The organism is Clostridium estertheticum, assembly GCF_026650985.1.
Classification (GTDB): Bacteria; Bacillota; Clostridia; order Clostridiales; family Clostridiaceae; genus Clostridium_AD; species Clostridium_AD estertheticum_C.
This window is the reverse complement of the sequence record NZ_CP086239.1, coordinates 1,917,637-1,944,055: the sequence shown is the minus strand read 5'-3', so window position 1 is coordinate 1,944,055 and position 26,419 is coordinate 1,917,637. Positions and strand designations below refer to the sequence as shown.

Below are 26,419 nucleotides of genomic sequence, written 5' to 3'. Positions count from 1 at the left end.
TAATATTCATCTAGATGCAAGACTTAAGGTTTCAGGTTTTAGTATTTTAAATTTATTAGAGTAGCTGTTTGACAATTAAATATTTTTTTCTAAAAGTTCCTGCATCGTGTAGGCTTGTTTGCTATGCCTATTTTTAGTCCTAATTGCTCTCTGAATATAAAATTTATAGCGCTATAATGATTCTATACAAAATCAAGTTTTACATATTAGTTTCCGTGACTACTCTATTAATATTTATATATTTAACAAAAGGTTTATTCTTTGAAATAGGTTGTCATAAGCTGCATGTGCTCATCAAACCACAACAAGTTTGTAACCCCCTTTCTTTGCTCCTCACTCGTCAACAAATTTGTCTTATTCCATAAATATTTTCATTTTGTTAAAATCCAATTATAGATTGTGGCTTTGCCTATTATTGTTGTTATCACTAATTTATAAACGTTTACAATTATATAATGTTATTAAACAATAGATCACGTAGTGCTGATCTTGTTAATATACCTTTTGATTGCTCATAAATTATTCTTTTTTGTTCAGGATCTGTTTCAAGTTTTTTTCTCCAGCTAGTTTTAGTTCGTGCCATTTTTACTGAATTTCTAATATTAGCGTAGGTTCCCTTATTAATTTTATAATTTATTAATATCTGAACCACCTCACTAATATTTTTTTATAATTTTTCATAAATAGTCTCCTTTTGATTATATGGTTTATATTATCTTATAAAAAAACGCAATAAAATACAACAGAAAAAGCATGAAAAGCACTTTTAGAAACATGAACAGTACTTTTGGAAACATAGAATGTAAATTTAAACTATATTTACCTAATGTAACAATAAATTTAGTTGCATTTTTATTGTTTCTGCATAATATAAATTACAATTAACTATGTGTAAATTTATGTACAATGAAGATAAATGCTCAAGTACAAAGTGCAACATTACCAATAGAAGAATATAATCATTTCATTTAACATAAAATAATACCTATTAGGAAAGTTTGGCTGTAACATATAGAACATAACAGTTACCAACGCTATTAATTTATGAAATACAATTCTTGTACAGTCGACATACAGATAAGAACAAACATATGCGTCTGGAATCAATATCCAATATGTAATTTTTAAAGCATTTCATTTGAAAATTACAATAAATAAGGTTTTGGAGTATGCAAATAGATCAAAAGATAAGAGAGGTGTATAAAATCTCTCTTATCTAACATGGTTACTTTCTGCCAACAAACAATTTCATTAGCATATCACTAACTAATATTGCTGTATTTGCAAGTTGTCCCTTGTAAATACAAATGCTTGCGATAATACCTATGAATACGGTAGAAAGCAGTATATTTAAAAAAGGAAGAAAGTGTCTATTATCAATAAAATCAATAATAAACTTGTGGTTTTCTTTTGCTTCTAATAAGATTAATTCTTTTGTTTTTGTTTTTGTTTTCGGCTTTGAGTTTGATTTTCTTGTTGACATAATATACACTCCTTCTCTTAAATATTTTTTGACGATGCATTGGTCATATGTATCGTCAATTAAATTTTCAAAAGAACTAAGGTAGCAAAGCATGACCAATGCTATCGCTACCTTAGCAAGGTACGCTTTTGTCAACAAGAAATCAATTGAAACAATTTGTTTATATTACATCTGCAAATTATGGTCTCAAAAAACCCTCCATATTATCATTAACATTTCCTCTTCAAGAGTACTTTAAATTATTGTAATGATATGGATTACTATACATATTAATTATACATCTATGTTAAAATATTACAATAATTTTAAATATAAAGTTCCTTGTTTTAGTATATGTTTTAATATCTTCTATATTTCCACATTTACATATTTATTTGACTATACTCTACCCATTCTGTAATTAATTTTATATACCTTATCTATACTTTAAATTTTATATAAAATCCACTTGCAAGTTGGGCACTTTTTCCTATCTCCCTAAAAAGGTATATTCGCATGTTACTATGATGAAGTACGGGCATCACTGTAGTAACTTAAAAGTAATATATTACATAACAATGTCAAAATACAAAATAGCTGTTAAATAAGTAAAATAGCCTATAAAGTAGACTGTTTTAATAGGTCTACCCTATAGACTATTGTTTTTTTAGAAAAATGCTGGCGACGCCTCTATAAAGCATATATACTTCTACACATTTGTTTTTATGTCGTCATATATTAATATACTTGGGAATCAATTCTTAACTATTTTTTTGCCGAAAGTGATTTACACAAAATAAAAATTCAATTTATATTTTCAATAAAATATTTGTAATATTTAGAAACCTATGCAACCACTCAATGTAGCTCCTGTAATATTATTTGTACCATTTATAGATGTACAATTTTTCATTATAGCTTTACCAAATGTAACTGAATATCCTAAAGCTGATGGTGCACCTGTAAGTGGAAAATTAAAATTATTTTTACCATTCTTTTGACCAATACAACCAGTCATTGTAACAACACCGTTTTGATTATTTCTATCAAATCCACTGCCTGTGTTTCCTGTTGCTGTGCAATCAATAAGCACATGGTTTAGTGGGTCTAAATGTGCTGCTTTACCTGGAGTTTTGTTGTCTACGCCTCCAACCTTAAATCCGTTACCGTCACCCTTTATTCCACCGCAGTTACCATTGTTTATAGCTTTACATCTTGTAAATGTTACAGCCCCATGAGCAGCATATAAATCATATCCATCATCTGAATTTCCTTCAGCGGTACAATCTGTTAATGTATTACCAACACCTGAATGTAATTTAATTGCAAATCCATCAGCATTTACTCCTTTTGCATCTGCATTACTATAGGAGTAAACTTTGGTTAAAGTATTATTAGCTGCTCCATTTGATAATTGTACACCGGCGTCATGGTTACCATGAACCTTTAAGTTTATTAGATTATTACCTGATCCTTCCATATATATTCCATTATCTGCAGCACCATAAAGTTCCAAATCTTTAATTGTGGATCCCTTGGTATTAATTGTTAATCCTCTGCCAGTACTAGAAGAAAAATTTATGACTCCCTTTCCCGCTGTTCCTGATATTGTTACTCCTGCTGGTACAACTACTGACCCTGAAGTTACTGTTCCTAAAATTGCTATCGTATCTCCAGGTTTAGCTAAGGCTAAAGCACTTGATAATGTAGATCCTCCAGCTTTAACGTTGATAATACTAGCAGCAGAGGCTGATGTACTTTGTAATAAACATCCTCCCATAACTATTGCTCCTAGTGCTGCTACCATACATAAATTTTTAAGTCTTTGCATTAAATAACCCCCTGTATATTTTTTTTGTTAACGAAAACATCTTTTAATATATTGCCATGTGACTATTTTTTACATTAACCGTTGCCTTACTACATTTTAATTCTTTTCATTTTTAAATCCCCCTTTGTTTTATTTATATAAATCCTTGCATTAGCAAGTGTTTATTCAGTTTTTATAAAAAAAGCCATAACACCCTTAATATTTACTATTATATAATGGTATTGAAACAAAAATAAATGGGATTCTTAATAATTAAAAAATGTAAAGTTTCTTGTTTTTATCCTCACTCTAAAATATTTGTTTTGTATTTAAATACGAGTGTGGCACTATCTTCTAAATCCTTAATGGTTGGTGTCCATTTGTTAACATTAACTTATACAAAAATACAATAAAATACAATAAAATACAATAAAAAAATCATAAACAGTCATTTTTTGGTCATAAAAAGATGCTTTAAACCCTTGGTATGGTAAAATGTTAATTATTTGTTCTTTGGCGGTTGTCGTTGAGTACTTGTTTAACCAAAAAAATAATATTCTCTTATCAATTTTAACAAATCAATTTTAAAGAAACTACTTTGTTAAAATTTATGAATGTAACATAACGTTCTTAATTCATTCCATAAAAAAAGAAGGTGTTAACCTTCTCAGGTTGTTTACAAACCCAGTATAATTTTTTATTGTACTGGGTTTTTATATGCAATTATGCGATAGCATTTTGATTTATAGATAAATTAGTAACATGCAACAGGTTTTTAGTTATAAAATAAAAAAACATGGAAGATAGTAGGCTAGCTATCTTTTTCATATTTTGCACTGCTGCTGTAAGCAGACACTGCTCTTGCACATTTTCTAATCCGCGCATATGGCAATAGCGAAGCCCATGCAGTTGTTTAGAATCTGCGAAGCTTCGCTCTATAGTTTCTTTCCTTCTTCTATATATATTTCTACCCTTATCCGTTTTGGTAAACTTTACAACATCTTCTTTATACATTTCCCAAACATGTCTTCTAACAGTTTTAACCTTACTTTTATCAGAAAAACATTGAGTTCTATTTGGGCATTCTTTGCAATCTTTTGCATTCCCAACATACTCTTTATATCCATCTCTAGTTGTCGTTTTATAATGCAAAGCCCTTAAGTCAGGGCAAACATATATGTCCTTCTCTTTAACATATTGAAATTTATTTTTAGTGTACATTCCTTTTGTATGTGGAGACCTTCTATATCCCATTACAGATTTTAATTCTCTCTCAAATAGTTCTTTACATATAAGATTTGTAGCATAACCAGCATCGGCACCAACATATTTTGTATTAAAATTAAATTTTTTTATTTGCACATCCAATCTATCGATATAAGGATCAACATCATTTATATTTCCAGGAGTAACATAAACATCAGTAATTATATTGTGTTTACTGTCCACAGTTCTGTGATCTAAATAGGAGAAGCCTTCCGGCTTGCCATCTCTCATCATATATCCGCTGTCGGGGTCAGTTGTGCTAACTTTAATTTCTTTTATTATGGTAACAGGTTCTTTCACTTTCAAAGGTCTTTTACCGTGATTTATTCTATCTTCCTCTACAGCTTTATTAAGATCAGCTACATATTCTTTAGGTGTTTTTTCAACTTCAATTTTCACAAGCTTTCGCTTATTAGCATTTGCTTTTAGGTGTGTAGAATCTGTGTAAAGTATTTTACCAGTTACCATCTTAAGATTTATAGCCTTAAATACGACTTCGTCAAATATTTTTTGGAACACGTCAGTTCCTTTAAATCGTCTACGTCTATTTTGGCTAATTGTTGAATGATCTGGAATAACATCAGTAAGGCTTAGTCCTAAAAACCATCTATAAGCTACATTTACTTCAATTTCCTTTACAAGTTGTCGCTCAGATTTTATTCCAAATAGGTATCCAATAAACAGCATTTTGAAGAGTAAAATAGGATCTACGCCAGGTCTTCCATTATCTAAACAATAATATTTTTGAGTCAATTCTCTTATGAAAGAGAAATCCATGTATTTATCTATATTTCTGAGAATATGGTCTTTAGGAACTAAATCCTCTAAATATACCATTTCTAATTTTTGTTGTGTGAAGTTCTTTTCATTAATCATAACTAAACCCTCCGAATTATAAAGTTTGTATACTATATATATTCGACATTGATGTTGTAAAATCCTTTTTGAATATGAAAAAAAACACTCCAATTTTAAAGAGGCCACTGAAAAACTATATGAAAAATCGTCATCGAATTAAAGATGGCGATTTTTTTATGTAAAAGACTAAAAACAAAAAGGAATTTTAAAAGATATGTCGAATTAGTATAGTAGAATAAAATAAAAGGGGCTAAACTATTATGCTAAAAGGACAATTGGAAATAAAAATAAATACATACCATAGCTTATATTCGTTAATTATTCCGAAAGATAACATTTTAAAGCAAATTAATGACCTTGTTGACTTTTCATTTGTTTATGACGAATTGATTATTAACTATAGTTCATCTATGGGTAGAGGTGCTATTAACCCTATAATGCTATTTAAATATTTGCTTTTGAAAGTAATATATGAATTGTCTGATGAAGATGTTGTTGAAAGAACTCTTTATGATATGTCATTTAAATATTTTCTGAATTTAGCCCCAGAAGAAACAAATTTAATAAACTCAAGTACATTAACTAAATTTAGAAAGCTTCGCCTTAAAGACATGAATTTATTAGATTTATTAATAAACAAGACTGTAGAACTTGCTATAAAAGAGGGAGTTTTAAAAAGCAAAGCAATAATAGTTGATGCTACGCATACCAAGTCACGTTATAACCAAAAATCAGCAGGAGAAGAATTATTGAAACGTGCAAAAAATTTAAGAAAAACATTGTACGGAGTACATCCTGAGATAAAAGAAGATTTGCCGAATAAAGTTACAAATGGAGTACTTGAAGATATTCTTGAGTACTGCAAATTATTAATTGATAGCATAAACAAGAATCCAGAAATTGTAGCAAATCCAACTGTGAAAACTAAATTAAACTACTTAACCGAAGCTTTTAATGATGACATAGAAAACCTAAAACTATCAAAAGATGAGGATGCAAAAGTGGGGCATAAGACTGAGGATAGTTCTTTTTTTGGATATAAATCACACCTTGCTATGAGTGAAGAACGTTTAATTACAGCAGCTGTTATTACAACTGGCGAAAAAAGTGATGGAAAGGAGCTCATAGCCTTAATAGAAAAAAGCCGTGAGGCTGGTATAGATGTTAATGAAGTAATTGGAGATACAGCTTATTCTGAAAAGAAAAATCTAGAATATGCAAAAGAAAATAAAATTGCATTAATTTCAAAACTAAATCCTGTAATTTCACAAGGAATGCGAAAAAAAGAAGATGAATTTGAGTTTAATAAAGATGCTGGTTTATTTGTATGTCCGGCAGGTCATATGGCTATTAAAAAAGCAAAACAGGGAAAGAAGAATGTTGGTAAAAATCAAGTGTTAACTTACTATTTTAATGTAGAAAAGTGTAAAAATTGTGTTCATAAAGATGGGTGTTATAAAGAAGGCGCTAAATCTAAAACTTATTCAGTTTCAATAAAGTCAAATACCCACAAAGATCAAATAGAGTTCGAAAAAAGTGAATATTTTAAAAAACGTGCTAGGGAGCGTTATATGATAGAGGCTAAAAATAGTGAACTTAAGCACCAACATGGCTATGATGTAGCAATATCGTCAGGCTTAATTAGCATGCAAATGCAAGGTGCATTATCAATCTTCACTGTGAATCTAAAGAGAATAATTAAGTTGAAAAGCATGAAATAGGGCTTTTAAAACTTAATTATAAAAGAAAAAGCATGAGATATCCAAAAATATGGATTCCTCATGCTTTTTCTATTCAAATTTGAAAACTCTACTGAAAAAAGAGTGCTTTTTTCAGTGGCCTCATTTTAAATTAGAGTGTTTTACATTTTATGTTTGTCAACAGTCTGAGAAGGTGTTAACCTTCTCTTACATTTCATATTTTTTATGTGTCTATATAATGTGGCTCTGATTATATTCAATAGCTTTGCAAATTCAACTCCTGTTACTTCTTTATTTTTTCACTTACTATAATGCTTATTGAACTCTTTAGGTAAACTTCTAGTAGGTCTACCCAACTTAATTCCATTGTCTTTAGTATTCTTTAATCCTTCTATAACTCTACACTGTATTTTATCCCTCTCTTTGTCCGCTATATACGACAAGAAGTTGATAAGAATATTGTTTATGGTATAGTCTAGTTTGTTGTCTCCTGTGCTTACTAAAGTGGTATCAAGTATTGTTACTTTTATGCCTCTTTCAAAGAAGTATTGTAATTCCTTTGGGGTATCCATGAAATTACGCCCTAATCTACTTTACTGTTTTGGTGTGGCTGGTAAAGATACCCTTATTGAAATTTGCATTAACATATTGTATAATATGAAATATGTGTAAAATTAATGAATTGGAGGGAAAATTAATGAAAATTAAATCGTCCAACGCTCTGCAACGATTAGCCATTAGTCTCATTTTTGTAATCATTATCACTCTGGCAACGAACTTAGTTCCAGGAACCTACGTACATGCAGCCTCTATCGGGGTTACTGATAACGGTTCCACTATTGTAGTAACCTCTGGAGCAGGATTGATCTACACAATTAATAAAACTAACGGGGATATGACATCCTGCAAATTGAATGGAACTGAACTTAATGGTACAAACAAAGCATCACAAATTTCATCAGGTTTAGGTTCTGCCACAGTTACATGGACAACCTTCTCTTCTGGTGCTACAGTACTAATCACTTGTGCTACTAGTACACTTACACAATATTATGCCTCAAAATACGGGAGTAACATTATTTATATGGGAACTTACATAACGGAAGAACCTTCTGTAGGTGAATTACGTTATATTTTTAGAGGTAACATGGATGTTCTAACTAGTGTTCCTAAAAATTCAAATCTTTCAGGTAATTCTGGAACTATCGAAAGCACTGATGTTTATGGTTTCTCTACTGGATATACTGCGTCTAAATACTATGGAAATGATCAAACTAAAGACTTAAATATAAAGGGTGCTACTGGTAGTAATGTTGGCGTATTTATGGCTTATGGTAGCCATGAAACTGGTTCCGGCGGACCATTCCAACGTGACATTCAGTTCCAAAGAGCATACCCAGATAACATGAATACGGAAATCACTAATTACCTGAACTCCACTCACGCTAAGACAGAAGACTTTCGTACAGGTTTATTTGGTCCTTATGCTTTAGTCTTCACCACGGGGTCAACACCAAGTGTACCTGATTTCAGCTGGATGTCTAGCTTAGGGTTAAAGGGTTATGTAGCCAGTTCTAGCCGTGGTCAAGTAGTTTTAAATGGACTTTCCGGAATGGATACAAACTACACTTATACCATTGGGTTTGCTAATACTACAGCACAATATTGGGCTACTACTTCTTCATCCGGTGTAGCTACATGCCCAAATATGAAGGTAGGAACCTATACCATGCAAGTATATAAAGGAGAAATAGCTGTTTATACAGAGAATGTAACAGTAACCGCTGGGAGCACTACAACCCTTAATACTCGTACAATCACTGGAGATCCAAGCACCAACTCAACTATTTGGCGTATTGGAGACTGGGATGGTACACCTTTAGAATTCTTAAGTGGAAAAACTTTTCAATTAAGACATCCTTCTGATGTACGTAATAGTAGCTGGGGTCCAGTAACTTATGCAGTAGGAAGTTCAACAAATAAATTCCCGGCAGCACAGTTCCGTGGAGCTAATAGTCCAACAACAGTAACATTTACTCTTACTTCAACACAGGCATCAGCTGCTCACACTCTTAAACTTGGTATTACTACGGCTTACAACAATGGGCGACCTAGTGTGACTATTAACGGACACGCTTTAACTGACCCGGTTGCTTCAACACAACCTAGAGAACGTACTTTAACGGTTGGTACTTATAGAGGAAACAATGCAAACTTTACCTGGAGTATTCCCTCCTCTGATTTTGTAACTGGATCAAATACAATAACTATCACGCCTATTAGTGGTTCAAGTGATACAAGTACTTACCTTAGTGCTTCCTTCGCTTATGACTGTGTAGAACTGGAAAATTAGAATTCGGTTATCAGCTATGGTAGGCACTATGAAATAATGATTATCAGTCATCAGGATAATCAGGAAAAGCTTATTGGGGTTCTAAGCCCAAACCCAGTATTTTTTGAAATTGGATGTTTTTGACTATCCCACCGAAAAGGTAAGTTAGTGTGTTAATATGAGGCTATAATGACATACTTGGGTACTTAAAAGTAATATGTTACATAATATAATCAAATATTAATATTATGTAACATTCAAATTGATATTCTATATCAAAATACAAAAAATCGTTGGTAACTAAGGAAAGTGAAAGTTACGCAAGTACATTGTGTAACTTTCAAATATTTTAAAAAGCTTAAATAAATACCTTAAACTGTATTCCATTTGCCTAACATACCTTTTGGAGGGGATAGGCAAAACTACCCAAAATACAAATGCCGTGAAAGTCTATTTTCACGACTTTTGTTATTCACCATATTTTTGTTATCCATCTCTATTATATTAAAGGATATTATAATAAGAATATAGAATAGTTACTAGAGTATGACTGGAATAATCATTAGGTGGTGGGAATATGGAGTTCTGTGTTCAGAATAAAATGTTTACCTAAAGGGACTTGTTGAGTATGGCTTTAACTGAATACATAAATAAATATAAAAAATAAATTTATTTACAAACAAAACTCCTTTTTAGATAAATCTAAAAAGGAGTTTTGTTATACGTAAAAAAGCTTCGTGATCATCTGGAACCATACAATATATTAACTGTTATGTTGCATGCTTAATACTAACTAATAGTTTTTATACATTCAAATTTTATATAACTTAATTCCAAAAAACTACAATTTTATTTGTTGCTTCATCTACATATGTCATATACCTTATAGAACTTTCAAACTGACTTCTAGACATATTTATAAATTTAGAAGTATCCCATGGATTTATTACTACTACAGTGTCTTTAGTTACACTCTTTATTGAATATGAGTGACCTCCATCCCCTATAATCCCTTTACTTGGATCAGCTATACTAAAATCACAGGCAGCTGTAATACCATCTCCAGAGTTACATTTTAAAGTCATAGTATTCATCATATTCGTTTTAGCAGTAGATCCACTAACTACATTTTGGCCAAATCCTGTCATTTTCGCAAATACATCACAAGCAAAACAACCATCATAAACATTCATGGCTTTTTGTATCCCAGCTTCTATAACTCTAGCATCAAGGTCTCCGCTTATGTATGCATTGGCTACATCTGTTTCCGATACTGTCTGTTTTCCGGAACCGAAATTGAGGGTATAACTACCATCACTGTTAACTGAAATTACTTTATTTAAGAATTTTTTACCAAATTTACTATTAGCTAATGCCTGTATTCCAGAAACAGCACCGCAATCATTAGCAGCTCCCTGGTGGAATGTGCTTAGTCTCCCATCAAGTTGCGTTGTTGGATCACCCATTGTTCCTGCAAAAGCAGCAACCGGTGTAAATAGAGTACCTGCAACTAGTCCTAAAGATAGACATGAAGTAATGACTTTCATTTTAAATTTTTTCATTTTTAAATCCCCCTTGTAATTTTGATAGTGATATGGAAAACATGATTCCTCTTATGTAGTATGCTCGTCCCAATTTATTGTATTTAAGGAAATCATTCAATAGTAACTATTCAGTTACTTACGACTACATACTCTCATAATACTTAAATTAAGTAAATATCTTTTACTCAAAACATACAAAATCATGCGTCAAAAGGCTATGGAAACGATTCTTGCAAAAAACCATATCTGGAGTAAAAACTTTAAATTATGCCATTTATCCATTGTAGTTAACCTCTCTAGAACTCCCAACCCAAGATTTTTTGTATAACAAACTATTACTTGATAAAGTTATATATTATACATAACTTTCCATATTCCCTTATAATAACTACATATTTACAAGAAAAATAAATAATTCCACATTTTGTTAGCATATTTAGAAATTGATCAGATTTCTACAAATTAAAAAATGCTTTTTTCTTCTATATTTTAGTACAAAAGCTACGTGATAAAATATTATTGTCCATTTAGAACATACCTCCTTGTAAAATGAGTGTGGTTGAAAAACTTACTACCATTATACAAAGAGGTGTTATTTTTTCTAATAATATCTAAAAATTCAGAAAAATCACCCTATAATTCTTCTTTACAGATTATAGCACAAAAATACCTAGCATATATGTAGTTTGTTAACGTTTTAATTCCGATATGTTACATTTATTGTATTTATAGTATTTTTTTAGTTAAATTGGTGATAATATTCTATTTATAAAATATAAAAAAATCTTATTCATTCTAACATGTTTATCATAAAACGAATTACGTTTTTAATATTAATTAAATTTTATAATAAGAGGAGGAAAAGTATGAACAAAGATGTATTAGTATCAGCAAAAACAGAAGCTTTAAATGTAATATCAAATGTTGAGGGTACCAAATGTAAGCAAGCTAACAATGATAGTTTATATTTAGGAGTGTTCGAAGACGTTGAAATCGCTATTTTAAAAGCAATCCATGCACAAAAGTTGTTAACTACTGATTATAAAGAAGAAGATAGAGAACGACTTATAAACAGTATAAGAAAGGCTACATTAGAAAATAAAGAAACGCTTGCAAAAATGATCATAGAAGAAACAAAAATGGGACGATATGAAGATAAAATATTAAAACATGAATTAGCCGCTAAATATACTCCTGGTACAGAAGATTTAACTACTACAGCTTGGTCTGGAGATCAAGGACTTACAGTAGTAAAGATGTCTCCTTACGGTGTCATCGGTGCAATAACCCCCTCTACAAATCCAACTGAAACTGTTATATGCAATAGTATAGGTATGATAGCTGCCGGAAACTCTGTCGTGTTTAATGGACATCCAGGGGCAAAAAAATGCGTTGCTTTTGCCGTGGATATGATAAATAGAGCAATCCTCTCAGCTGGTGGACCAGCAAATTTAGTAACTACTGTGAAAAATCCAACTATGGAATCCTTAGATGTAATTATGAAACACCCCTCTATAAAACTTTTATGTGGGACTGGAGGACCAGGATTAATAAAAACGCTTTTAAATTCAGGTAAAAAAGCTATAGGCGCAGGTTCAGGAAATCCTCCAGTTATAGTAGATGATACTGCAGATATAAAAAAAGCTGCAAAAAGCATAATAGAAGGTTGTTCTTTTGATAACAATTTACCTTGTATCGCAGAAAAAGAAGTGTTTGTTTTTGAAAATGTAGCAAATGATTTAATAAATAATATGCTTCAAAACAATTCTGTACTTATAAACAAAGAGCAAGTATCAATGTTATTAGATTTAATACTAATAAAGAAAGATGAAAAAAGTTATAATCACAACAAAAAACCAGAATATAATATAAATAAAAAATGGGTAGGAAAAGATGCAAAATTATTTTTAGATGAAATAGATGTAGAAGCCCCTACTAACGTTAAATGTATAATATGTGAGGTAGATATAAATCACCCTTTTGTAATGACAGAGCTTATGATGCCAATACTCTCAATTGTAAGAGTTAAAGACATTGATGAAGCTATAGAGTGCGCCAAAATAGCGGAACAAAGCAAAAGACATAGTGCATATATATATTCAAAAAATATCGATAATTTAGATAGATTTGAAAAAGAAATAGATACAACTATTTTTGTAAAGAATGCTAAATCATTTGCTGGAGTAGGTTCTGGTGCAGAAGGATTTACAACTTTCACTATTGCTGGACCTACTGGTGAGGGTATAACTTCTGCAAGAGATTTTACAAGACAAAGGAGATGTGTGCTTGTAAGCTAACTTTTAATAGAGTAAGTGACTGCCTACATTTCCATCAAAAAAATTTATACTGTTAGAAAGGAGCTATTAACATGAATAAAATATTTGAAATAGAAGAATTAAAGTCTATTTTTAAAGATGGAATGACAATTATGATCGGTGGTTTTTTAGATTGTGGAACCCCTGACACAATAATAGATATGTTGGTTGATTTAAATATAAAGGATTTAACCATCATTGCAAATGATACAGGTTTTCCAGATAAAGGTATAGGAAAATTGGTTGTGAATGGTCAAGTAAAGAAAGTGATTGCTTCACATATTGGAACCAATCCTGAGACTGGAAGAAGGATGAATACTGGTGAAATGGAAGTAGAACTTTCTCCACAAGGAACGTTAATTGAAAGAATCCGCGCAGCTGGATCTGGTCTAGGCGGTGTATTAACACCAACTGGACTAGGAACTATTGTAGAAAATGGAAAAAGAATAATTACAATTAGCAATACTAATTATTTGTTAGAACTTCCGTTAAAGGCAGATGTATCACTTGTAAAAGGCAGTATAGTAGATGAGTTTGGGAATACCTACTATAAGGCAACTACAAAAAATTTCAATCCTTATATTGCAATGGCTGCAAAAACGGTAATAATGGAAGCTGAAAGCTTAGTAAAATGTGAACAATTAAGAACAGAAGATATAATGACTCCTGGTGTACTTGTGAATTATATTGTAAAGGAGGCAGTTTAATGATTACAGATAGTAAGTTAGCAAAAGAAATTATTGCTAAAAGAGTTGCAAAAGAATTAAAAGATGGTCAACTTGTAAATCTTGGTATAGGGCTTCCAACTTTGGTGGGAAATTATGTGCCAAAGGGAATGCATATTACTTTTCAATCGGAAAATGGTATTGTCGGCATGGGTCCAAAAGCAAAAGCAGGACAAGAAGATACAAATTTAATTAATGCAGGTGGACAGTGTGTAACTGTACTTCCAGAGGGTTCATTCTTTGATAGTTCTATGTCCTTTGCACTAATTAGAGGCGGACATGTTGATGTTACTGTGCTTGGAGCTTTAGAAGTAGATGAAAAAGGGAATTTAGCTAATTGGATTGTTCCAGGCAAAATGGTACCTGGAATGGGCGGTGCTATGGATTTAGTAATGGGTGCAAATGTAGTAATTATAGCCATGCGACATACTGGAAAAGGAAAACCTAAAATTCTTAAAAAATGTACACTGCCACTCACTGCAAAATCTCAAGTAAATTTAATTGTTACAGAACTTTGTGTAATTGAAGTAACAGCTAATGGACTACTTTTAAAAGAAATTCATAAAGATACAACAATTGATGAAATTAAATCTGTAACAGAAGCAACTTTAATTATTCCAGATAATATAAAAATTATGGATGTATAAAAATTTATCGATAATTAAAAAATAAGAAAAGAGAGTGAATATTTTATGTTAGAAAGTGAAATATCTAAACAAATTACAACCCCACTTACTGCTCCAGCATTCCCAAAAGGACCATATAAGTTCCATAATAGGGAATACTTAAATATACTATACCGTACTGACCTTGTGGCACTTCGGAAAATGGTGCCAGAACCATTAGAATTAGATGAAGATGAGCCACTAGTTAGATTTGAAATGATGGCTATGCCTGATGTTACTGGATTGGGATCCTACACTGAATGTGGGCAGGTTATTCCAGTAAAGTATAATGGGATTAAAGGTGATTATCTACATATGATGTACTTAGACAATCACCCAGCCATTGCTGTTGGAAGAGAGATTAGTGCTTATCCTAAGAAACTGGGTACTCCAAAGCTATTTGTTGACTCAGATACATTAGTTGGTACACTAAACTATGGCTCATTACGAGTTGCCACTGCTACAATGGGTTATAAACATGAACCTCTAGATATTAAGGAAGCTTATAATCAAATTTCTCGCCCTAGCTTTATGCTGAAAATTTTACAAGGCTACGATGGAAAACCAAGAATTTGTGAAATTATATGTACACAGAATAAGGATATTACCATACACGGTGCATGGACTGGTTGTGCACGTCTGCAATTATTCAGTCACGCTTTAGCTCCTTTAGCTGATTTACAAGTCTTAGAAGTTGTATCTGCATCACATATTCTTACAGATTTAACTCTTGCATCACCTCATGTTGTGTACGATTATCTTGCAAAGAATTAGAGCATCAAGTACCATTAGATCTTCTTGCAATGAATTCACAAAATGAACAAGTTCATGTAACTTCTTGCCAAGGATTCTTTGATGACGAAATTTCAAGTAGGTATTATGCAATTACACTTGTGCTACATTCACTTTATTTTTTAATCCCCTTTTTCAGAAAAAGATAGGTTATATAATACGCTACTATTAGCATAATCAATCCAAAGAGATTTGGAATCATTATATTAATATTTTGGAATATGTTTTCATAATGCAATAAGGGTGTTAAATAAATTGCATTGCATATAGATATTATCAATCCAATGGTAGGTATTATAATAACTACTTTTTTTATTATTGCTATTTCTGCAATGATGTAATAAAAAATTATAGTACACATCCAAAAACTTAACACAAGCAACGCGTGAGATAACCTAATTGCATATTTAGTTTTAAAATAAGTAAGAGTCAAAGTCAATATAATAAATAAAACTATTATTGGAGCAATTTTAGTGAATTTCAACATTGTGTCTAATCTTTTCTTTATCTTTAAATTAATTCTGTCAGAATATTTATAAAAAATATTTTTTGATGATATCATTAAAAAAATTACTAATAAACTAAATCCTAAAATTAAGTATGACAAAGTGATCCCCCTTTTTACTACGCAATAATTTACATGATAGTATTTTACTAATTATGATTTAACCATCGAATGAAAAAAGCCGTTATTCCAATAATTATAATTGTAGTGATAATCCTAGTAAAGCAGCTTACTTTTTCTATATTTTAATTGAGTTGAATTTCTAGATTTGAATTAATTACTTTAAATTGGTTACTTATCAATTTTTTATCATTATTTGAATAACCCTTTAAACTCAATCTTATCTTTTTGTTATTCATAAGAGTAATTTCTATTAAATTGTCCAATGTAAGCAGCAATTCAGTAATATTTTTAATTTGTTGTAAATCTATTGTATAATATCTCATCAAAAACCATTTTTTAATAGTTATATGGTTGTTATCTATAATTAAATCTGATAATTTATATCTTTTATTAATAATTATATATAATTGATTTAAAATTAATACAATAAAAGTACCTGCAATAAATAGTCCATACAGTCTTTCGTAGATAGAATTTGCTGTAAAATCCCTGATATGAAACAGGATTGGAAATATACAAACTGTATAAATTAAATTATTAAATGGTTCAGAAGGTTCTCTTTTAAATGTATATTCTTTATTTTCAGACAAACTAATCACTCTTCTCCCTTATTTACTCACTATAAAGTACAATTTCTACTAACACTACATATTTGATCATACCATAATTATCATAAATTAAGTATATTTACTAATAATATTACTATAGAGAATAAATAAAGTACCCCCATATCATTAAATATGTGGGTACTTGAGACATATAAAAGAAAGATACAACAAAAACTAAATCTAAAATTATTCTACATCAACTTTACAAATTGGAATTTGATAAACTCCGAATTGTGCTCCTTTACGTAGTTATTTTTTCTTAACAGGAATCCAAATTTCACTGTAGTAGTTTTCATCTTGATTACCTTGCGGATAATCAGCCGTATTGGTGTACATTTCTATATTATAACCTGCTGAAATTTCATAATCACTGCAATTAGGCAGCCATTCTGAGAAGATTTTTCTGTTCACATCTTGCAGAGTTTTCGGCATTGCGCCTTTGCAAGCAAAAACAGCCCACGTGTGTTTAGGAATAATCTTTGTAACAAAACCATTAGATATTTCTATGGACGGATTATAATTGTCTGCAATCAAATATTCGAACTCATCTGAACCCATGCTATCATCTATGCATACTCCGTACATTCCGCATACAAATTTCCCTTTTCCTGTTTGATGATGCTCTGTCCAAAACTGTGGGATTTCTGTAGTTGCACTATCATATTTAAATACCTTTGATACGCCTATGACAGTAAACGAATCTTTTTTAACAATTTTGTAATCCATAATATAACCGCCTTCCAATGAAAATTTGATTTTCAGCGGAGCAAACGATTTAATCATTGCTCCATCTTTTCGAACAGCAGTAGGTGTGACACCATGGAATCGAGTAAAAGCTTTTGTGAAACTATCTGGTGAGGCATAGCCATATTTCAGTGCAATATCAATGATTTTTTCATCAGCAAAAACAAGCTCACTGCCGGCAAGGGTAAGCCTGCGTTGTCTGATGTACTCTCCCACCGTAAAACCACAAAGCATTGCAAAGCCTTTTTGGAAATAGAACGGAGACATAAGTACTTTTTTTGCAATATTTTTTATTGCGATTTCTTCAGTGATATTCTCCTCAATATAGTTGATAGCTTCACCGATTTCTTCAATCCACCCCATAATCATCCCCCCTGTCTGTACATATATCGTATCTCTTTTCAAGCGGTTGTTCCCGACTTTTTGTGTTATGTTTTGTCTTGTCTGAAAGATTATTCAATAATACCATATTTACTGTAAATATTAACATATTTACAACTATTTTTAAATCCCTGATAGCATCAAATTGGTAGCAAGCATTGAAGTGCTTTGAATTATATGTGATAAAAGCATATTTTCACCTTGGACTTTAGCTTCATCATTTTTGCCTTGACGTTGCAATAGCATTGGGTAAATTGTCATAGGATCTATAGATGATGAGGTTGAAAGTTCTTTTAATGCTTTTTCGCTTTCATCATAGTTTTCTAACATCATTTGAATACTGGCAATAGAAAAGAGAGCCTTAGACATATATTTAGAATCTTTGCTTGTTACAATTTGGTCTAATAATTTAAGAGCACATTCCATTTTGGGTTTAAAGAGTTTCTCGGACTTATCTGCGTACATCATTGAATACATTTGTATAAGTTCAGCAATTGTCAACTTGAGATACACGCTATTAGGGTATTCATTTAAAAGTCCTTTGCACTTTTCGTATCCTGCGTCATAGCCTTCTTGTATATATACTTCTGTCAATTTTTTCTTAATGTTAATCACATCATCTTCTAACAGTTTAGAATTAAAAGATAATAGTTCATCTAATGAAATATTTAATGCACGTGCAAGCGGTGCAAGTAGTTCAATATCTGGAAATGAGTTCCCAGTTTCCCATTTACAAACAGCACCAGCCGAAACCCCTACCATATTTGATATATAAGTTAGTTCAAAAATCTATACAATGGAGGCTAAATCATAATAAGGTTAATAAAAATTGAATGCTATTCAATACAGGAGTACATCAAACGTTAAGGAATATATCAATTAATAAAGTTCGTGTTATATCATAGCAAAACTCATGACATACTCTAATGTTTCTCCCGCTTTAGCATTAACAAGGACTTTATGATAGTATTAGGCACAATGTATTATGAAAATCACCTTTTTATTAAGTAATAGATTATATTGAGTTTTTCTTTTTTCGTATTTTTTTAGCGCTAATATCAAACTATAGTCCCCCAATCTTTAACAGAGTAATGAACAATATCCCTGCCATTGAGATGTAATATTTTATAATTGTGATACAATTTCTATACTCTATTGTAACATATATATCCATATCATATTCCATTACTTGTAAGGATCTCAAAAATCTATAATTAAATGATACCCGACTCCTAAATAAATTACAAAAATGAACAAGAATTGATATGTATTAATTGGTGATATATACTAAATATAAATTTAATATTGACTCTCACATGGTGTTAGGCATTATTATAAAGATGTCATTCGAATGGCAGTAATTTAGAGGAGTTGATTTTATGTTCAAGATTGGAGATTTTTCCAAGTTGACCAGAGTGTCCGTCCGCATGCTCAGGTATTATGATGAAGTTGGACTTTTTAATCCTGCTAAAATTGATGACTTCACAGGATATAGATATTATTCGGCAAAACAGATTTCAGACATTAACCTAGTAATGCCATTGAGAGACATGAGCTTTAACGTAGCTGATATAGCAGTGTTTATGAAAGAAAAATCTGAGGAAAAGCTAGAAGATATTTTAAAAGTCAAAGGTCAAGAAATTGAGAACAATATAAGAGCTGAGGAAATAAGACTTGAAAAAATCAACGCTGCCATTAAGGATATGAAAAAGGAGAGGGTTAATATGAGTTATAATGTTACATTAAAATCACTACCAAGCTATAAGGTTATTTCTTTAAGGAATGTTATACCAACTTATGAAGCAGAAGGAATGCTTTGGATAAGATTGGGTGAATACGTAATTAAAAAAAATATTCACTGCAATAACATAGCTTATTCTACCTATCACGATGCAGGTTATAAAGAAGGTGAAGTTGATGCAGAGGTAGTAGTGGGTGTGGATAATCTAATGAAGGACGAAGACGGATTTACATTCAAGGAAACTGAGGCAGTGGATCAAGCTGCTATCATATTAGTTCCAGGAGATTATTCAAATGTAGCAGAAGCATATAATTTCTTAGCAAATTGGATTGAGGAAAATGGATATATTATGATAGGAAATCCACGTCAAGTTGCTATAAAAGGACCTTGCAATGAAAAAAGGACAGAGGATTACTTGAGCGAAATACAGATACCAGTAAAAAAGTAAAAAAAGCAATTAAAAGCTATGAAATTTAAGATTAATCTCTTAATTTCATAGCTTTTTACATTATAAATGAAAGTTATATTTTTTATAATTCATGAATTCGACTTTTAAGAGAGCCCCATTGTATTATTTAGAATGTTCCAATGGAATTATTTATATATCTAGGGTTTAATCACTAAATGATAAAGCTCTTATTTTTTTGCCCAAAACCAGTTAGTTAAAGTACAATTATAGTATTGATAATACTAACTAAGTGAGAGACATAAGTGCAAATGAAGATTATTTTTTTATCAAAGGTATTTGTAACTCAGTAAGCCATTCATCTTCGTTTTCTTTATTCCAAATACCATCGATATAGTTTTCTCGTGGACTGTCAACAACTCCTATAAGATTGTAAAAATAGTATTTAATGGTATAATAAAATGACAAAACGAAATTTTATTTATATCGCTAAAATTAAAATGGTAAGGAGTGAAACACTAATATGATAATGAAAAAGAAAAAGATGCTGGCTTCGTTGACCATGTGCTTTGCACTCATGGTGGGGATGACAAACACGGCGGGTGCTGCGACGTCCTCCAATACATTGAATTTTATGAAGGCTCTTGGCAGCGGCGACACGGGTATGGGTGCGTTTGAATCGGTGCAGCAGACTTCTGATGGGGGATATATCGCAGCGGGCACTTTTGTAGGAGCCGATGGCGATTTTGCGGGAGTTGTCTATAAAGGGTTAAATGACGCAACCCTTGTTAAGTTTAACAGCGATGGCACAACTAAGTGGATCAAGGCTCTTGGTGGCACGAAAGGAGATCTGTTGAGTAGTGTGAAGCAGACTTCGGACGGCGGATATATCGCTGTGGGTTGTTCCGAGTCAACTGATGGTGATTTCGCTGGAGTTGGTAATAAAGGATCTCTCGACGCGACTCTCATCAAATTTAACAAAAACGGTACCACCGAATGGATTAAGGACATTGGAGGCAAAAACATTGATAGATTTTATTCTGTACAGCAAACTTTAGATGGCGGATATATCGCTGCGGGTTATTCCGAGTCCAGCAACGGTGATTTTACTGGAGTTGGCAATAAAGGTTCAGCTGATGCGATTCTTGTAAAATTCGATAAAAATGGCACCACCGAATGGATCAAGGCCACTAGTGGTGGTTTAAATGATTACTTTCGTAGTGTGCAGCAGACTTCGGATGGCGGGTATATCGCAGCGGGCAATTCTGAGTCCAACAATGGTGATTTTACTGGTGTCAATAAAGGCTCAGCTGACGCGATTCTTGTTAAATTCGATAAAAGTGGCACCAATGAATGGATCAAGGATGTCGGTGGCTCGGATAGTGATGGTTTAAGTAGTGTACAGCAGACTTCAGACGGCGGGTATATCGCGGCAGCTTATTCTGCGTCAACCGACGGCGATTTTACTGGAGTTAGAAATAAAGGCACAGGAGGCGCGAGTATCATCAAATTCAACAAAAGTGGCACCAACGAATGGATAAAGAACTTTAGCGACTCAGGTTTTGCTGGCTCGGAGTTCTATAGTGTACAGCAGACTTCGGATGGTGGATATGTAGCGGCAGGCACATCTTTCTCAACAGGCGGCTACCTTGTAGCGGGATATGAGAAGATGCTTCTTGTTAAATTCAATAAAAGCGGAACTAGCGAGTGGTTCAAGAGCTTCGGCGGCGCAAAGTATGGTGATAAGTTTAAGTCTGTGCAACAGACTTCGGATGGTGGATATGTTGCGGTGGGTGATAGCACTGATGGCGCTACACTCATAAAATCTGATAATACTGCAATAACTGTTGATTCAACTGCACTTAGACCAACTGGGGTAAATGCTTCAATAAATTCTTCAGCTGTAGCCAAAATTGATCTTGTGTCAACTCAATTAACAAATACAGGGAATAACACAGCTACATTCAAATACAAAATATTAAATACAGCTGGTATAAACATTACTCAAAAAATTCCAGCTTCCCAAATAAAGGCAGCTTCAGCTGTAAATTCATCAATAACCTTGGATCCGTTAACTGGAACAGGTACTATAACATTTACAGCTTCTTATGATGTTTCTAAACCAATCAGTATTACATTAATAGATTCGGCGAGTAGCATAACTAAAACCTCAACTCTTAATAATTAAGTTAAACTCATAAAACAAGCTCCAAGTCTTGATATATAAGGATTGGAGCTTGTTTTATTTATTAAGCTTCCATGGAAATTTTCCCAATTTATCTTAAATGTATTGCCACTGGCATCATCACAAATTATAAATGAAGTGTCTGGATTTCAGTTTGACATGGGGATTTGGAGACCATATCCAGTTAGCAGAGAGAAAATATAATTAATATATAACTCCCACTTATAGAAGTGGGAGACTTTCCTTCTAAAATGTCGTTAAAATGAAAAAGAGTCTACTATATTTTTTTTAGGTTTAGAAACTTTATTTTCAAATACCTTCGTACTATCAGAAGCACTTATCCATACCCTATGTAGTGAAAATATACCATTCTTTTTAGAGGACCAGCCATTTTTAGTGGTGAAAGCCATTTTGTAACCAGCTTCTTCCAATGCCTCAATTGCGTTTTTGTTGTACCCACCATAAGGATATGCAAAGAAATTTATTTTTTTATTTAATGTTTTTTCAAGATGTTTTTTAGATTGAATTAACGTTTTTAGTTGGTTATCCTTAGAAATCAATTGTAAATTATCATGATGTGCAGTATGACTTTCTATATCTACACCATATTTGTCCATTTCTATAAGTTGTTTAGATGTTAGCATATTGCTATGTACATCAATAAGGGAACTAATAACAAAAATTGTTGCTTTAAATTTATATTTTTTTAGAACGGGAAACATAGCAGTATAATTATTATCATATCCATCATCAAAAGTAATGACTACAGATTTTTTAGGTATTGGAGTGTTATTCATAAGGTACTCATACAAGTTTGTAAGTGTTATAGTATAATAATTGTTATCCTTTAAATATTTCATTTGCTCCTCAAATTTTATTATTGGAATACAAATAGGATTACCTTTATCATAGCTAATTGAGTGATACTGTAAAACTGGAATACTCTTTCCGTAAGGTTTAATATCAGTAGTATTATCGAAACCTGGGATTGTAGAGCTTTCAATTGCTTTAACAGGGTTTGTTTTTTTTATTGTAGTGGATGTAGCGCTTGAACACCCAGCGATAGAGAGTACAAAAATAAATATAAATACGAAATATAATTTTTTTTTAATAGCAATCAACTCCTTTTTATAATTTTTTTGTTAAATAGCATAAAATAATACTTATTTTATAATATTTTATAAATAGGCATAATTCAATATTTAAAGCCTTAAACGTCATTATTTGAACATAAAACGTCATTTTGGTTTTTTTTATGTCAAATTATCGGAACTATTGAATTGGGAGAAATAGATAAAAATAATAGAGCTATTGACCATTTAAAAAGAATTTTAAATATACTCAATTTATGGCAATTATGGTATTATTGTATATAATTAGTTGAAGTTGTATTTTATTACGGGTTAATAGGAGGTAGGTATGAAAGTAAAAAGACCTGGCTTAGTAACATTTATTGTAGATTTGAATTTTCTTAATGTATTTTTACTGATAGTATCATTTTTTCCAAAACCAAAATTTACCGAACAATTTGGATTTTTTTTTAACCCGACACCTTCTTTTTCAGAGGGTATAATTAATATATTAATGATTATAAGTCTCTTAACAATATCTTACGGACTTTTGAAACTTAAGAAATGGGGATATTTACTAATGATAGCTTACAATTTGTTTTTTCTAATATTATCTATGCTTTTTATGTTAAAGCAACTTGGACAATCATATAATATGCCAGGTTTTATAACATCAATTTTAGGACTTATGATTACTTTTCCATCGAAACGATATTTTATTAAAGAGAAAGGGTCTTCGTAAATTTATTATATATCGTTGCAATTAACCCCATAAGAGATAGATAAAATGTTAGAAGCTTATAAAAAAGAAAGGTTTAAAGAGAAAGCTATAAGCATAGAGGTCCTTTGATATTATCCCTTGATGAAAATGAAATAATATTAATATATCGGGCTATTGGAAATGAAATTAAGTATGCAGCACTTATTAATGCTCAATATCTATTAAGTCATTTTCCTAAACCTATGGTGATTAATGAAAAGTTAGACGGAGAGAAATGTGGGTTTGATAGCAAAAGTAAAATATTTTTGAAGGATATGGCTAAATATACTTATTTATTGCATTTGTCAAATATACAAGTAACTACTGACAAAATTCAAAATAGTAAATTAACAACATTAGATGCAAGTGAAGATAGGGGGTTACTGTGTACTAAGATTTATGAGGGGGTTATTATATAATGGATAAAACTTTAATTAAAGCAATTTTATTTGATTCAGGACGAACTCTTAATGTACCAAGGACAGGCCAGTGGCACATAACACCAAAATTTTACGATATAATTGATAAATATAAAATTACAAGTAATCAAATGGTATTGAGAAATGCTATGGATAAAGCAAGCGATTATATTAATAAAATTCTTATAGTAAGTACGCAGGAGGAAGAGTTTCTAATGTTTAAAGAATTTTATAGGATAGCTCTGAATGAAATACACTATCCAGTTATAGATGATAATATATTAACTGCTCTTGCAAAAGATAATGTTTATAATGATGAAAAATTTCTATTTTTTGATGATGTAGAACCTGCCTTAAAATTGTTAGTAAAAAAATATAAAGTAGGCGTTGTTTCAGATACTTGGCCATCCTTGGAAAGAGTATTTATTAACAGGGGTCTAAGAAAATACTTTTCAACTTTCATAATGTCATCAATTTATGGCTCAAGTAAAGCAGAAAAGATATTACTCAAAATTGCTATTGATGAATTAAATGTTAAAGCAAATGAGATTTTATTTATAGATGATAGTGAATCAAACCTTAAAGCCGTGGAAGAGTTTGGGATGATACCAATATTAATAGACAGATATGACCGGAAAGAACTCCAAAGCAAATACCCTATTATTAGGTCATTAGAAAAACTATCAAAGTTAAAGAATTTAGAGGTCTCAAAATGAATTTATATGGGGAAATAGTCGGCATAGGTAATACGGCAACGGTATATGAATGGAAAGAAGGCAAAGTGCTTAAGCTTTTCTATCAAGGTTATCCAAAAGAGGCGATAGAAAAAGAGTTTCATAATGCAAAGGAAATAAGTAATATGAATTTTGCAAAACCAAAGGTATATGAGATTGTGCTTTTTCAAGATCGAATGGGTATTATATACGACAAAGTGGAAGGTGAATCCCTGTTAAATTGGGTTATGAGAACAGGTGAGGTGCAGCAATGTGCAGTACATATGGCAAAACTACATAAGGCAATTGTTCAAAATAGGATTAGTAATGTACCAAATTATAAGGAATTCCTAAAAAGTAATATAGTAAGCGTGACATCAACTAATTCAAAGAAACGAGAAGAAGTATTGCAAATGTTAGACAACCTGCTGGATGGTAATACACTTTGTCATGGTGATTTCCATCCAGGTAATATATTAATAGCGGATGGACATACGATGGTTATAGATTTCATGAATGTGTGTCATGGAAATTTTTTATATGATGTTGCTAGAACTGTGTTTCTAGTGCAATATACACCTGTTCCTATAGAAGTGGATGATAGAGAAATGCTTTTACGATTCAAGAAAATGCTGGCAGATTTGTATCTTATGAACATGAATGTTACCAGAGAAATGATACAGGATTATCTATCTGTTATTATTGCGGCTAGAGTAGGTGAATGTCCTAACGAATAATTAAATGTATAATGCGTGATTGTGTTAATTTACAACTTTCTTTTATGTAATAAAAAGCAAACCCATATAATTAACTGTACTTTCACTTAATTTCTTTTTTATGATACAATAATGAAGATATTCATGTATTTCTTTTTCTCTTAAAAGTTCTGGTGATTTATTGTAATATTTAGCAAAGTCACTAATGTGGCGGATATAGTTTTTTATGGTCTTTGGGGTATTATGAGAAAGGTTTTTGTCTATGTAATTCATATTATATGAGTTATTTTTCTTATATTGTACATTCTAAAAGTTTTAAGGGGGATACTATTATATGATAAAATTTAATGCCAGTAACTTAAACTTTTTTTCAGGAATCTTATTTGTAATTGCATAAATAATATATTTTATCTCCAATAATAAAGTACAAGGAATTATATTTATATGTTTAAGTTTTACATTTATCTTTATTTGCAAAAGAAGACTCCGTTCTCTGTAGACGGAGATGAATTTTGTTGCTAAATTATTTTTATATAACTTAATATTATAGGATCTATTATGGCATAATATATATTAGAG

Annotated in this window: 22 protein-coding genes and 1 pseudogene; 12 read left to right on the top strand and 11 right to left on the bottom strand. The window is 31.4% G+C overall.

All coding sequences use genetic code 11. The features are described from left to right. Nucleotides 1-1,225 precede the first annotated feature (1,225 nt). From LL038_RS09410 to LL038_RS09400, 3 genes are all read right to left on the bottom strand, one after another. On the bottom strand, nucleotides 1,226-1,483 hold the full coding sequence (locus tag LL038_RS09410; RefSeq protein ID WP_268056041.1) for a hypothetical protein: 258 nt from the start codon (nucleotides 1,481-1,483) through the stop codon (nucleotides 1,226-1,228). An 817-nt stretch (nucleotides 1,484-2,300) separates the two neighbouring features. Then, nucleotides 2,301-3,293, bottom strand: coding sequence for a right-handed parallel beta-helix repeat-containing protein (locus LL038_RS09405; RefSeq protein WP_216127793.1), 993 nt, complete (start codon nucleotides 3,291-3,293; stop codon nucleotides 2,301-2,303). 702 nt (nucleotides 3,294-3,995) lie between these two features. Further along, a complete protein-coding gene (locus tag LL038_RS09400; protein ID WP_253200382.1) occupies nucleotides 3,996-5,414 on the bottom strand; it encodes an IS1182 family transposase in 1,419 nt (472 codons plus the stop codon). A gap of 242 nt (nucleotides 5,415-5,656) precedes the next feature. Here LL038_RS09400 and LL038_RS09395 point away from each other — a divergent pair, with 242 nt between their 5' ends. After that, on the top strand, nucleotides 5,657-7,117 hold the full coding sequence (locus LL038_RS09395; RefSeq protein WP_216128210.1) for an IS1182 family transposase: 1,461 nt from the start codon (nucleotides 5,657-5,659) through the stop codon (nucleotides 7,115-7,117). 278 nt (nucleotides 7,118-7,395) lie between these two features. Here LL038_RS09395 and LL038_RS09390 read toward each other — a convergent pair. Continuing rightward, a pseudogene (locus tag LL038_RS09390) lies at nucleotides 7,396-7,677 on the bottom strand (recombinase family protein); the annotation flags it as partial. 116 nt (nucleotides 7,678-7,793) lie between these two features. Here LL038_RS09390 and LL038_RS09385 point away from each other — a divergent pair. Beyond that, entirely contained in the window at nucleotides 7,794-9,449 is a 1,656-nt protein-coding gene (locus tag LL038_RS09385) for a rhamnogalacturonan lyase B N-terminal domain-containing protein (protein WP_216128167.1), read from the top strand. A gap of 806 nt (nucleotides 9,450-10,255) precedes the next feature. On the opposite strand, the gene LL038_RS09380 is transcribed toward LL038_RS09385, so the two are convergent. Then, complete coding sequence (locus LL038_RS09380; protein ID WP_268056040.1) at nucleotides 10,256-10,990, bottom strand: hypothetical protein; 735 nt, start codon at nucleotides 10,988-10,990, stop codon at nucleotides 10,256-10,258. Between the two features lie 848 nt (nucleotides 10,991-11,838). Between LL038_RS09380 and LL038_RS09375 the strand changes: the two genes are divergently transcribed. The 4 genes from LL038_RS09375 (at nucleotide 11,839) to LL038_RS09360 (ending at nucleotide 15,451) form a co-directional block, all read left to right on the top strand. Continuing rightward, a complete protein-coding gene (locus tag LL038_RS09375) occupies nucleotides 11,839-13,269 on the top strand; it encodes an aldehyde dehydrogenase family protein (RefSeq protein WP_216123430.1) in 1,431 nt (476 codons plus the stop codon). A 71-nt stretch (nucleotides 13,270-13,340) separates the two neighbouring features. Continuing rightward, nucleotides 13,341-13,994, top strand: a complete 654-nt coding sequence (locus LL038_RS09370) for a 3-oxoacid CoA-transferase subunit A (RefSeq protein WP_216123431.1) — start codon at nucleotides 13,341-13,343, stop codon at nucleotides 13,992-13,994. After that, nucleotides 13,994-14,659: a 3-oxoacid CoA-transferase subunit B gene (locus LL038_RS09365; protein ID WP_216123433.1), complete on the top strand. Its 666-nt coding sequence runs from the start codon at nucleotides 13,994-13,996 to the stop codon at nucleotides 14,657-14,659. Before LL038_RS09370 ends, LL038_RS09365 begins: the two co-directional genes overlap by 1 nt. A gap of 45 nt (nucleotides 14,660-14,704) precedes the next feature. Then, entirely contained in the window at nucleotides 14,705-15,451 is a 747-nt protein-coding gene (locus tag LL038_RS09360; RefSeq protein ID WP_216123435.1) for an acetoacetate decarboxylase, read from the top strand. Nucleotides 15,452-15,584: 133 nt separating this feature from the next. Here LL038_RS09360 and LL038_RS09355 read toward each other — a convergent pair whose 3' ends face one another. The 4 genes from LL038_RS09355 to LL038_RS09340 all read right to left on the bottom strand — a co-directional run bounded on the left by LL038_RS09355 (nucleotide 15,585) and on the right by LL038_RS09340 (nucleotide 18,592). Then, complete coding sequence (locus LL038_RS09355; RefSeq protein WP_268056039.1) at nucleotides 15,585-16,076, bottom strand: hypothetical protein; 492 nt, start codon at nucleotides 16,074-16,076, stop codon at nucleotides 15,585-15,587. Nucleotides 16,077-16,219: 143 nt separating this feature from the next. Next, nucleotides 16,220-16,687: a hypothetical protein gene (locus LL038_RS09350; protein ID WP_216123436.1), complete on the bottom strand. Its 468-nt coding sequence runs from the start codon at nucleotides 16,685-16,687 to the stop codon at nucleotides 16,220-16,222. 267 nt (nucleotides 16,688-16,954) lie between these two features. Continuing rightward, a complete protein-coding gene (locus LL038_RS09345) occupies nucleotides 16,955-17,812 on the bottom strand; it encodes an AraC family transcriptional regulator (protein WP_216123438.1) in 858 nt (285 codons plus the stop codon). Nucleotides 17,813-17,953: 141 nt separating this feature from the next. Next, nucleotides 17,954-18,592 (bottom strand): helix-turn-helix domain-containing protein, encoded by a 639-nt coding sequence (locus LL038_RS09340; RefSeq protein WP_216123441.1) that lies wholly within the window; start codon nucleotides 18,590-18,592, stop codon nucleotides 17,954-17,956. 617 nt (nucleotides 18,593-19,209) lie between these two features. Here LL038_RS09340 and LL038_RS09335 point away from each other — a divergent pair. Further along, entirely contained in the window at nucleotides 19,210-20,019 is an 810-nt protein-coding gene (locus LL038_RS09335) for a MerR family transcriptional regulator (RefSeq protein ID WP_216123443.1), read from the top strand. 820 nt (nucleotides 20,020-20,839) lie between these two features. Continuing rightward, nucleotides 20,840-22,165 carry a hypothetical protein gene (locus LL038_RS09325; RefSeq protein ID WP_268056038.1) on the top strand — a complete coding sequence of 442 codons (1,326 nt, stop codon included), beginning with the start codon at nucleotides 20,840-20,842 and terminating at the stop codon, nucleotides 22,163-22,165. Between the two features lie 254 nt (nucleotides 22,166-22,419). Here LL038_RS09325 and LL038_RS09320 read toward each other — a convergent pair whose 3' ends face one another. Further along, nucleotides 22,420-23,283, bottom strand: a complete 864-nt coding sequence (locus LL038_RS09320) for a polysaccharide deacetylase family protein (RefSeq protein WP_216123447.1) — start codon at nucleotides 23,281-23,283, stop codon at nucleotides 22,420-22,422. Between the two features lie 298 nt (nucleotides 23,284-23,581). Between LL038_RS09320 and LL038_RS09315 the strand changes: the two genes are divergently transcribed. The 4 genes from LL038_RS09315 (at nucleotide 23,582) to LL038_RS09300 (ending at nucleotide 25,861) form a co-directional block, all read left to right on the top strand. Continuing rightward, nucleotides 23,582-23,974 (top strand): hypothetical protein, encoded by a 393-nt coding sequence (locus LL038_RS09315; protein ID WP_216123449.1) that lies wholly within the window; start codon nucleotides 23,582-23,584, stop codon nucleotides 23,972-23,974. A 104-nt stretch (nucleotides 23,975-24,078) separates the two neighbouring features. Beyond that, a complete protein-coding gene (locus LL038_RS09310) occupies nucleotides 24,079-24,411 on the top strand; it encodes a hypothetical protein (RefSeq protein ID WP_216123451.1) in 333 nt (110 codons plus the stop codon). Beyond that, nucleotides 24,411-25,127: an HAD family hydrolase gene (locus tag LL038_RS09305; protein ID WP_216123453.1), complete on the top strand. Its 717-nt coding sequence runs from the start codon at nucleotides 24,411-24,413 to the stop codon at nucleotides 25,125-25,127. Before LL038_RS09310 ends, LL038_RS09305 begins: the two co-directional genes overlap by 1 nt. Then, nucleotides 25,124-25,861: an aminoglycoside phosphotransferase family protein gene (locus LL038_RS09300; RefSeq protein ID WP_216123456.1), complete on the top strand. Its 738-nt coding sequence runs from the start codon at nucleotides 25,124-25,126 to the stop codon at nucleotides 25,859-25,861. Before LL038_RS09305 ends, LL038_RS09300 begins: the two co-directional genes overlap by 4 nt. 42 nt (nucleotides 25,862-25,903) lie before the next feature. On the opposite strand, the gene LL038_RS25655 is transcribed toward LL038_RS09300, so the two are convergent. After that, nucleotides 25,904-26,113 carry a phage integrase N-terminal SAM-like domain-containing protein gene (locus LL038_RS25655; RefSeq protein WP_216123458.1) on the bottom strand — a complete coding sequence of 70 codons (210 nt, stop codon included), beginning with the start codon at nucleotides 26,111-26,113 and terminating at the stop codon, nucleotides 25,904-25,906. Between the last annotated feature and the right edge of the window lie 306 nt (nucleotides 26,114-26,419).

Bases quoted from the DNA above. Each gene is read 5' to 3' on its own strand.
- LL038_RS09410 (WP_268056041.1), bottom strand. From the start codon at position 1,483: ATGTCAACAAGAAAATCAAACTCAAAGCCGAAAACAAAAACAAAAACA.
- LL038_RS09405 (WP_216127793.1), bottom strand. From the start codon at position 3,293: ATGCAAAGACTTAAAAATTTATGTATGGTAGCAGCACTAGGAGCAATA.
- LL038_RS09400 (WP_253200382.1), bottom strand. From the start codon at position 5,414: ATGATTAATGAAAAGAACTTCACACAACAAAAATTAGAAATGGTATAT.
- LL038_RS09395 (WP_216128210.1), top strand. From the start codon at position 5,657: ATGCTAAAAGGACAATTGGAAATAAAAATAAATACATACCATAGCTTA.
- LL038_RS09385 (WP_216128167.1), top strand. From the start codon at position 7,794: ATGAAAATTAAATCGTCCAACGCTCTGCAACGATTAGCCATTAGTCTC.
- LL038_RS09380 (WP_268056040.1), bottom strand. From the start codon at position 10,990: ATGAAAAAATTTAAAATGAAAGTCATTACTTCATGTCTATCTTTAGGA.
- LL038_RS09375 (WP_216123430.1), top strand. From the start codon at position 11,839: ATGAACAAAGATGTATTAGTATCAGCAAAAACAGAAGCTTTAAATGTA.
- LL038_RS09370 (WP_216123431.1), top strand. From the start codon at position 13,341: ATGAATAAAATATTTGAAATAGAAGAATTAAAGTCTATTTTTAAAGAT.
- LL038_RS09365 (WP_216123433.1), top strand. From the start codon at position 13,994: ATGATTACAGATAGTAAGTTAGCAAAAGAAATTATTGCTAAAAGAGTT.
- LL038_RS09360 (WP_216123435.1), top strand. From the start codon at position 14,705: ATGTTAGAAAGTGAAATATCTAAACAAATTACAACCCCACTTACTGCT.
- LL038_RS09345 (WP_216123438.1), bottom strand. From the start codon at position 17,812: ATGGGGTGGATTGAAGAAATCGGTGAAGCTATCAACTATATTGAGGAG.
- LL038_RS09340 (WP_216123441.1), bottom strand. From the start codon at position 18,592: ATGGTAGGGGTTTCGGCTGGTGCTGTTTGTAAATGGGAAACTGGGAAC.
- LL038_RS09335 (WP_216123443.1), top strand. From the start codon at position 19,210: ATGTTCAAGATTGGAGATTTTTCCAAGTTGACCAGAGTGTCCGTCCGC.
- LL038_RS09315 (WP_216123449.1), top strand. From the start codon at position 23,582: ATGAAAGTAAAAAGACCTGGCTTAGTAACATTTATTGTAGATTTGAAT.
- LL038_RS09305 (WP_216123453.1), top strand. From the start codon at position 24,411: ATGGATAAAACTTTAATTAAAGCAATTTTATTTGATTCAGGACGAACT.
- LL038_RS09300 (WP_216123456.1), top strand. From the start codon at position 25,124: ATGAATTTATATGGGGAAATAGTCGGCATAGGTAATACGGCAACGGTA.
- LL038_RS25655 (WP_216123458.1), bottom strand. From the start codon at position 26,113: ATGAATTACATAGACAAAAACCTTTCTCATAATACCCCAAAGACCATA.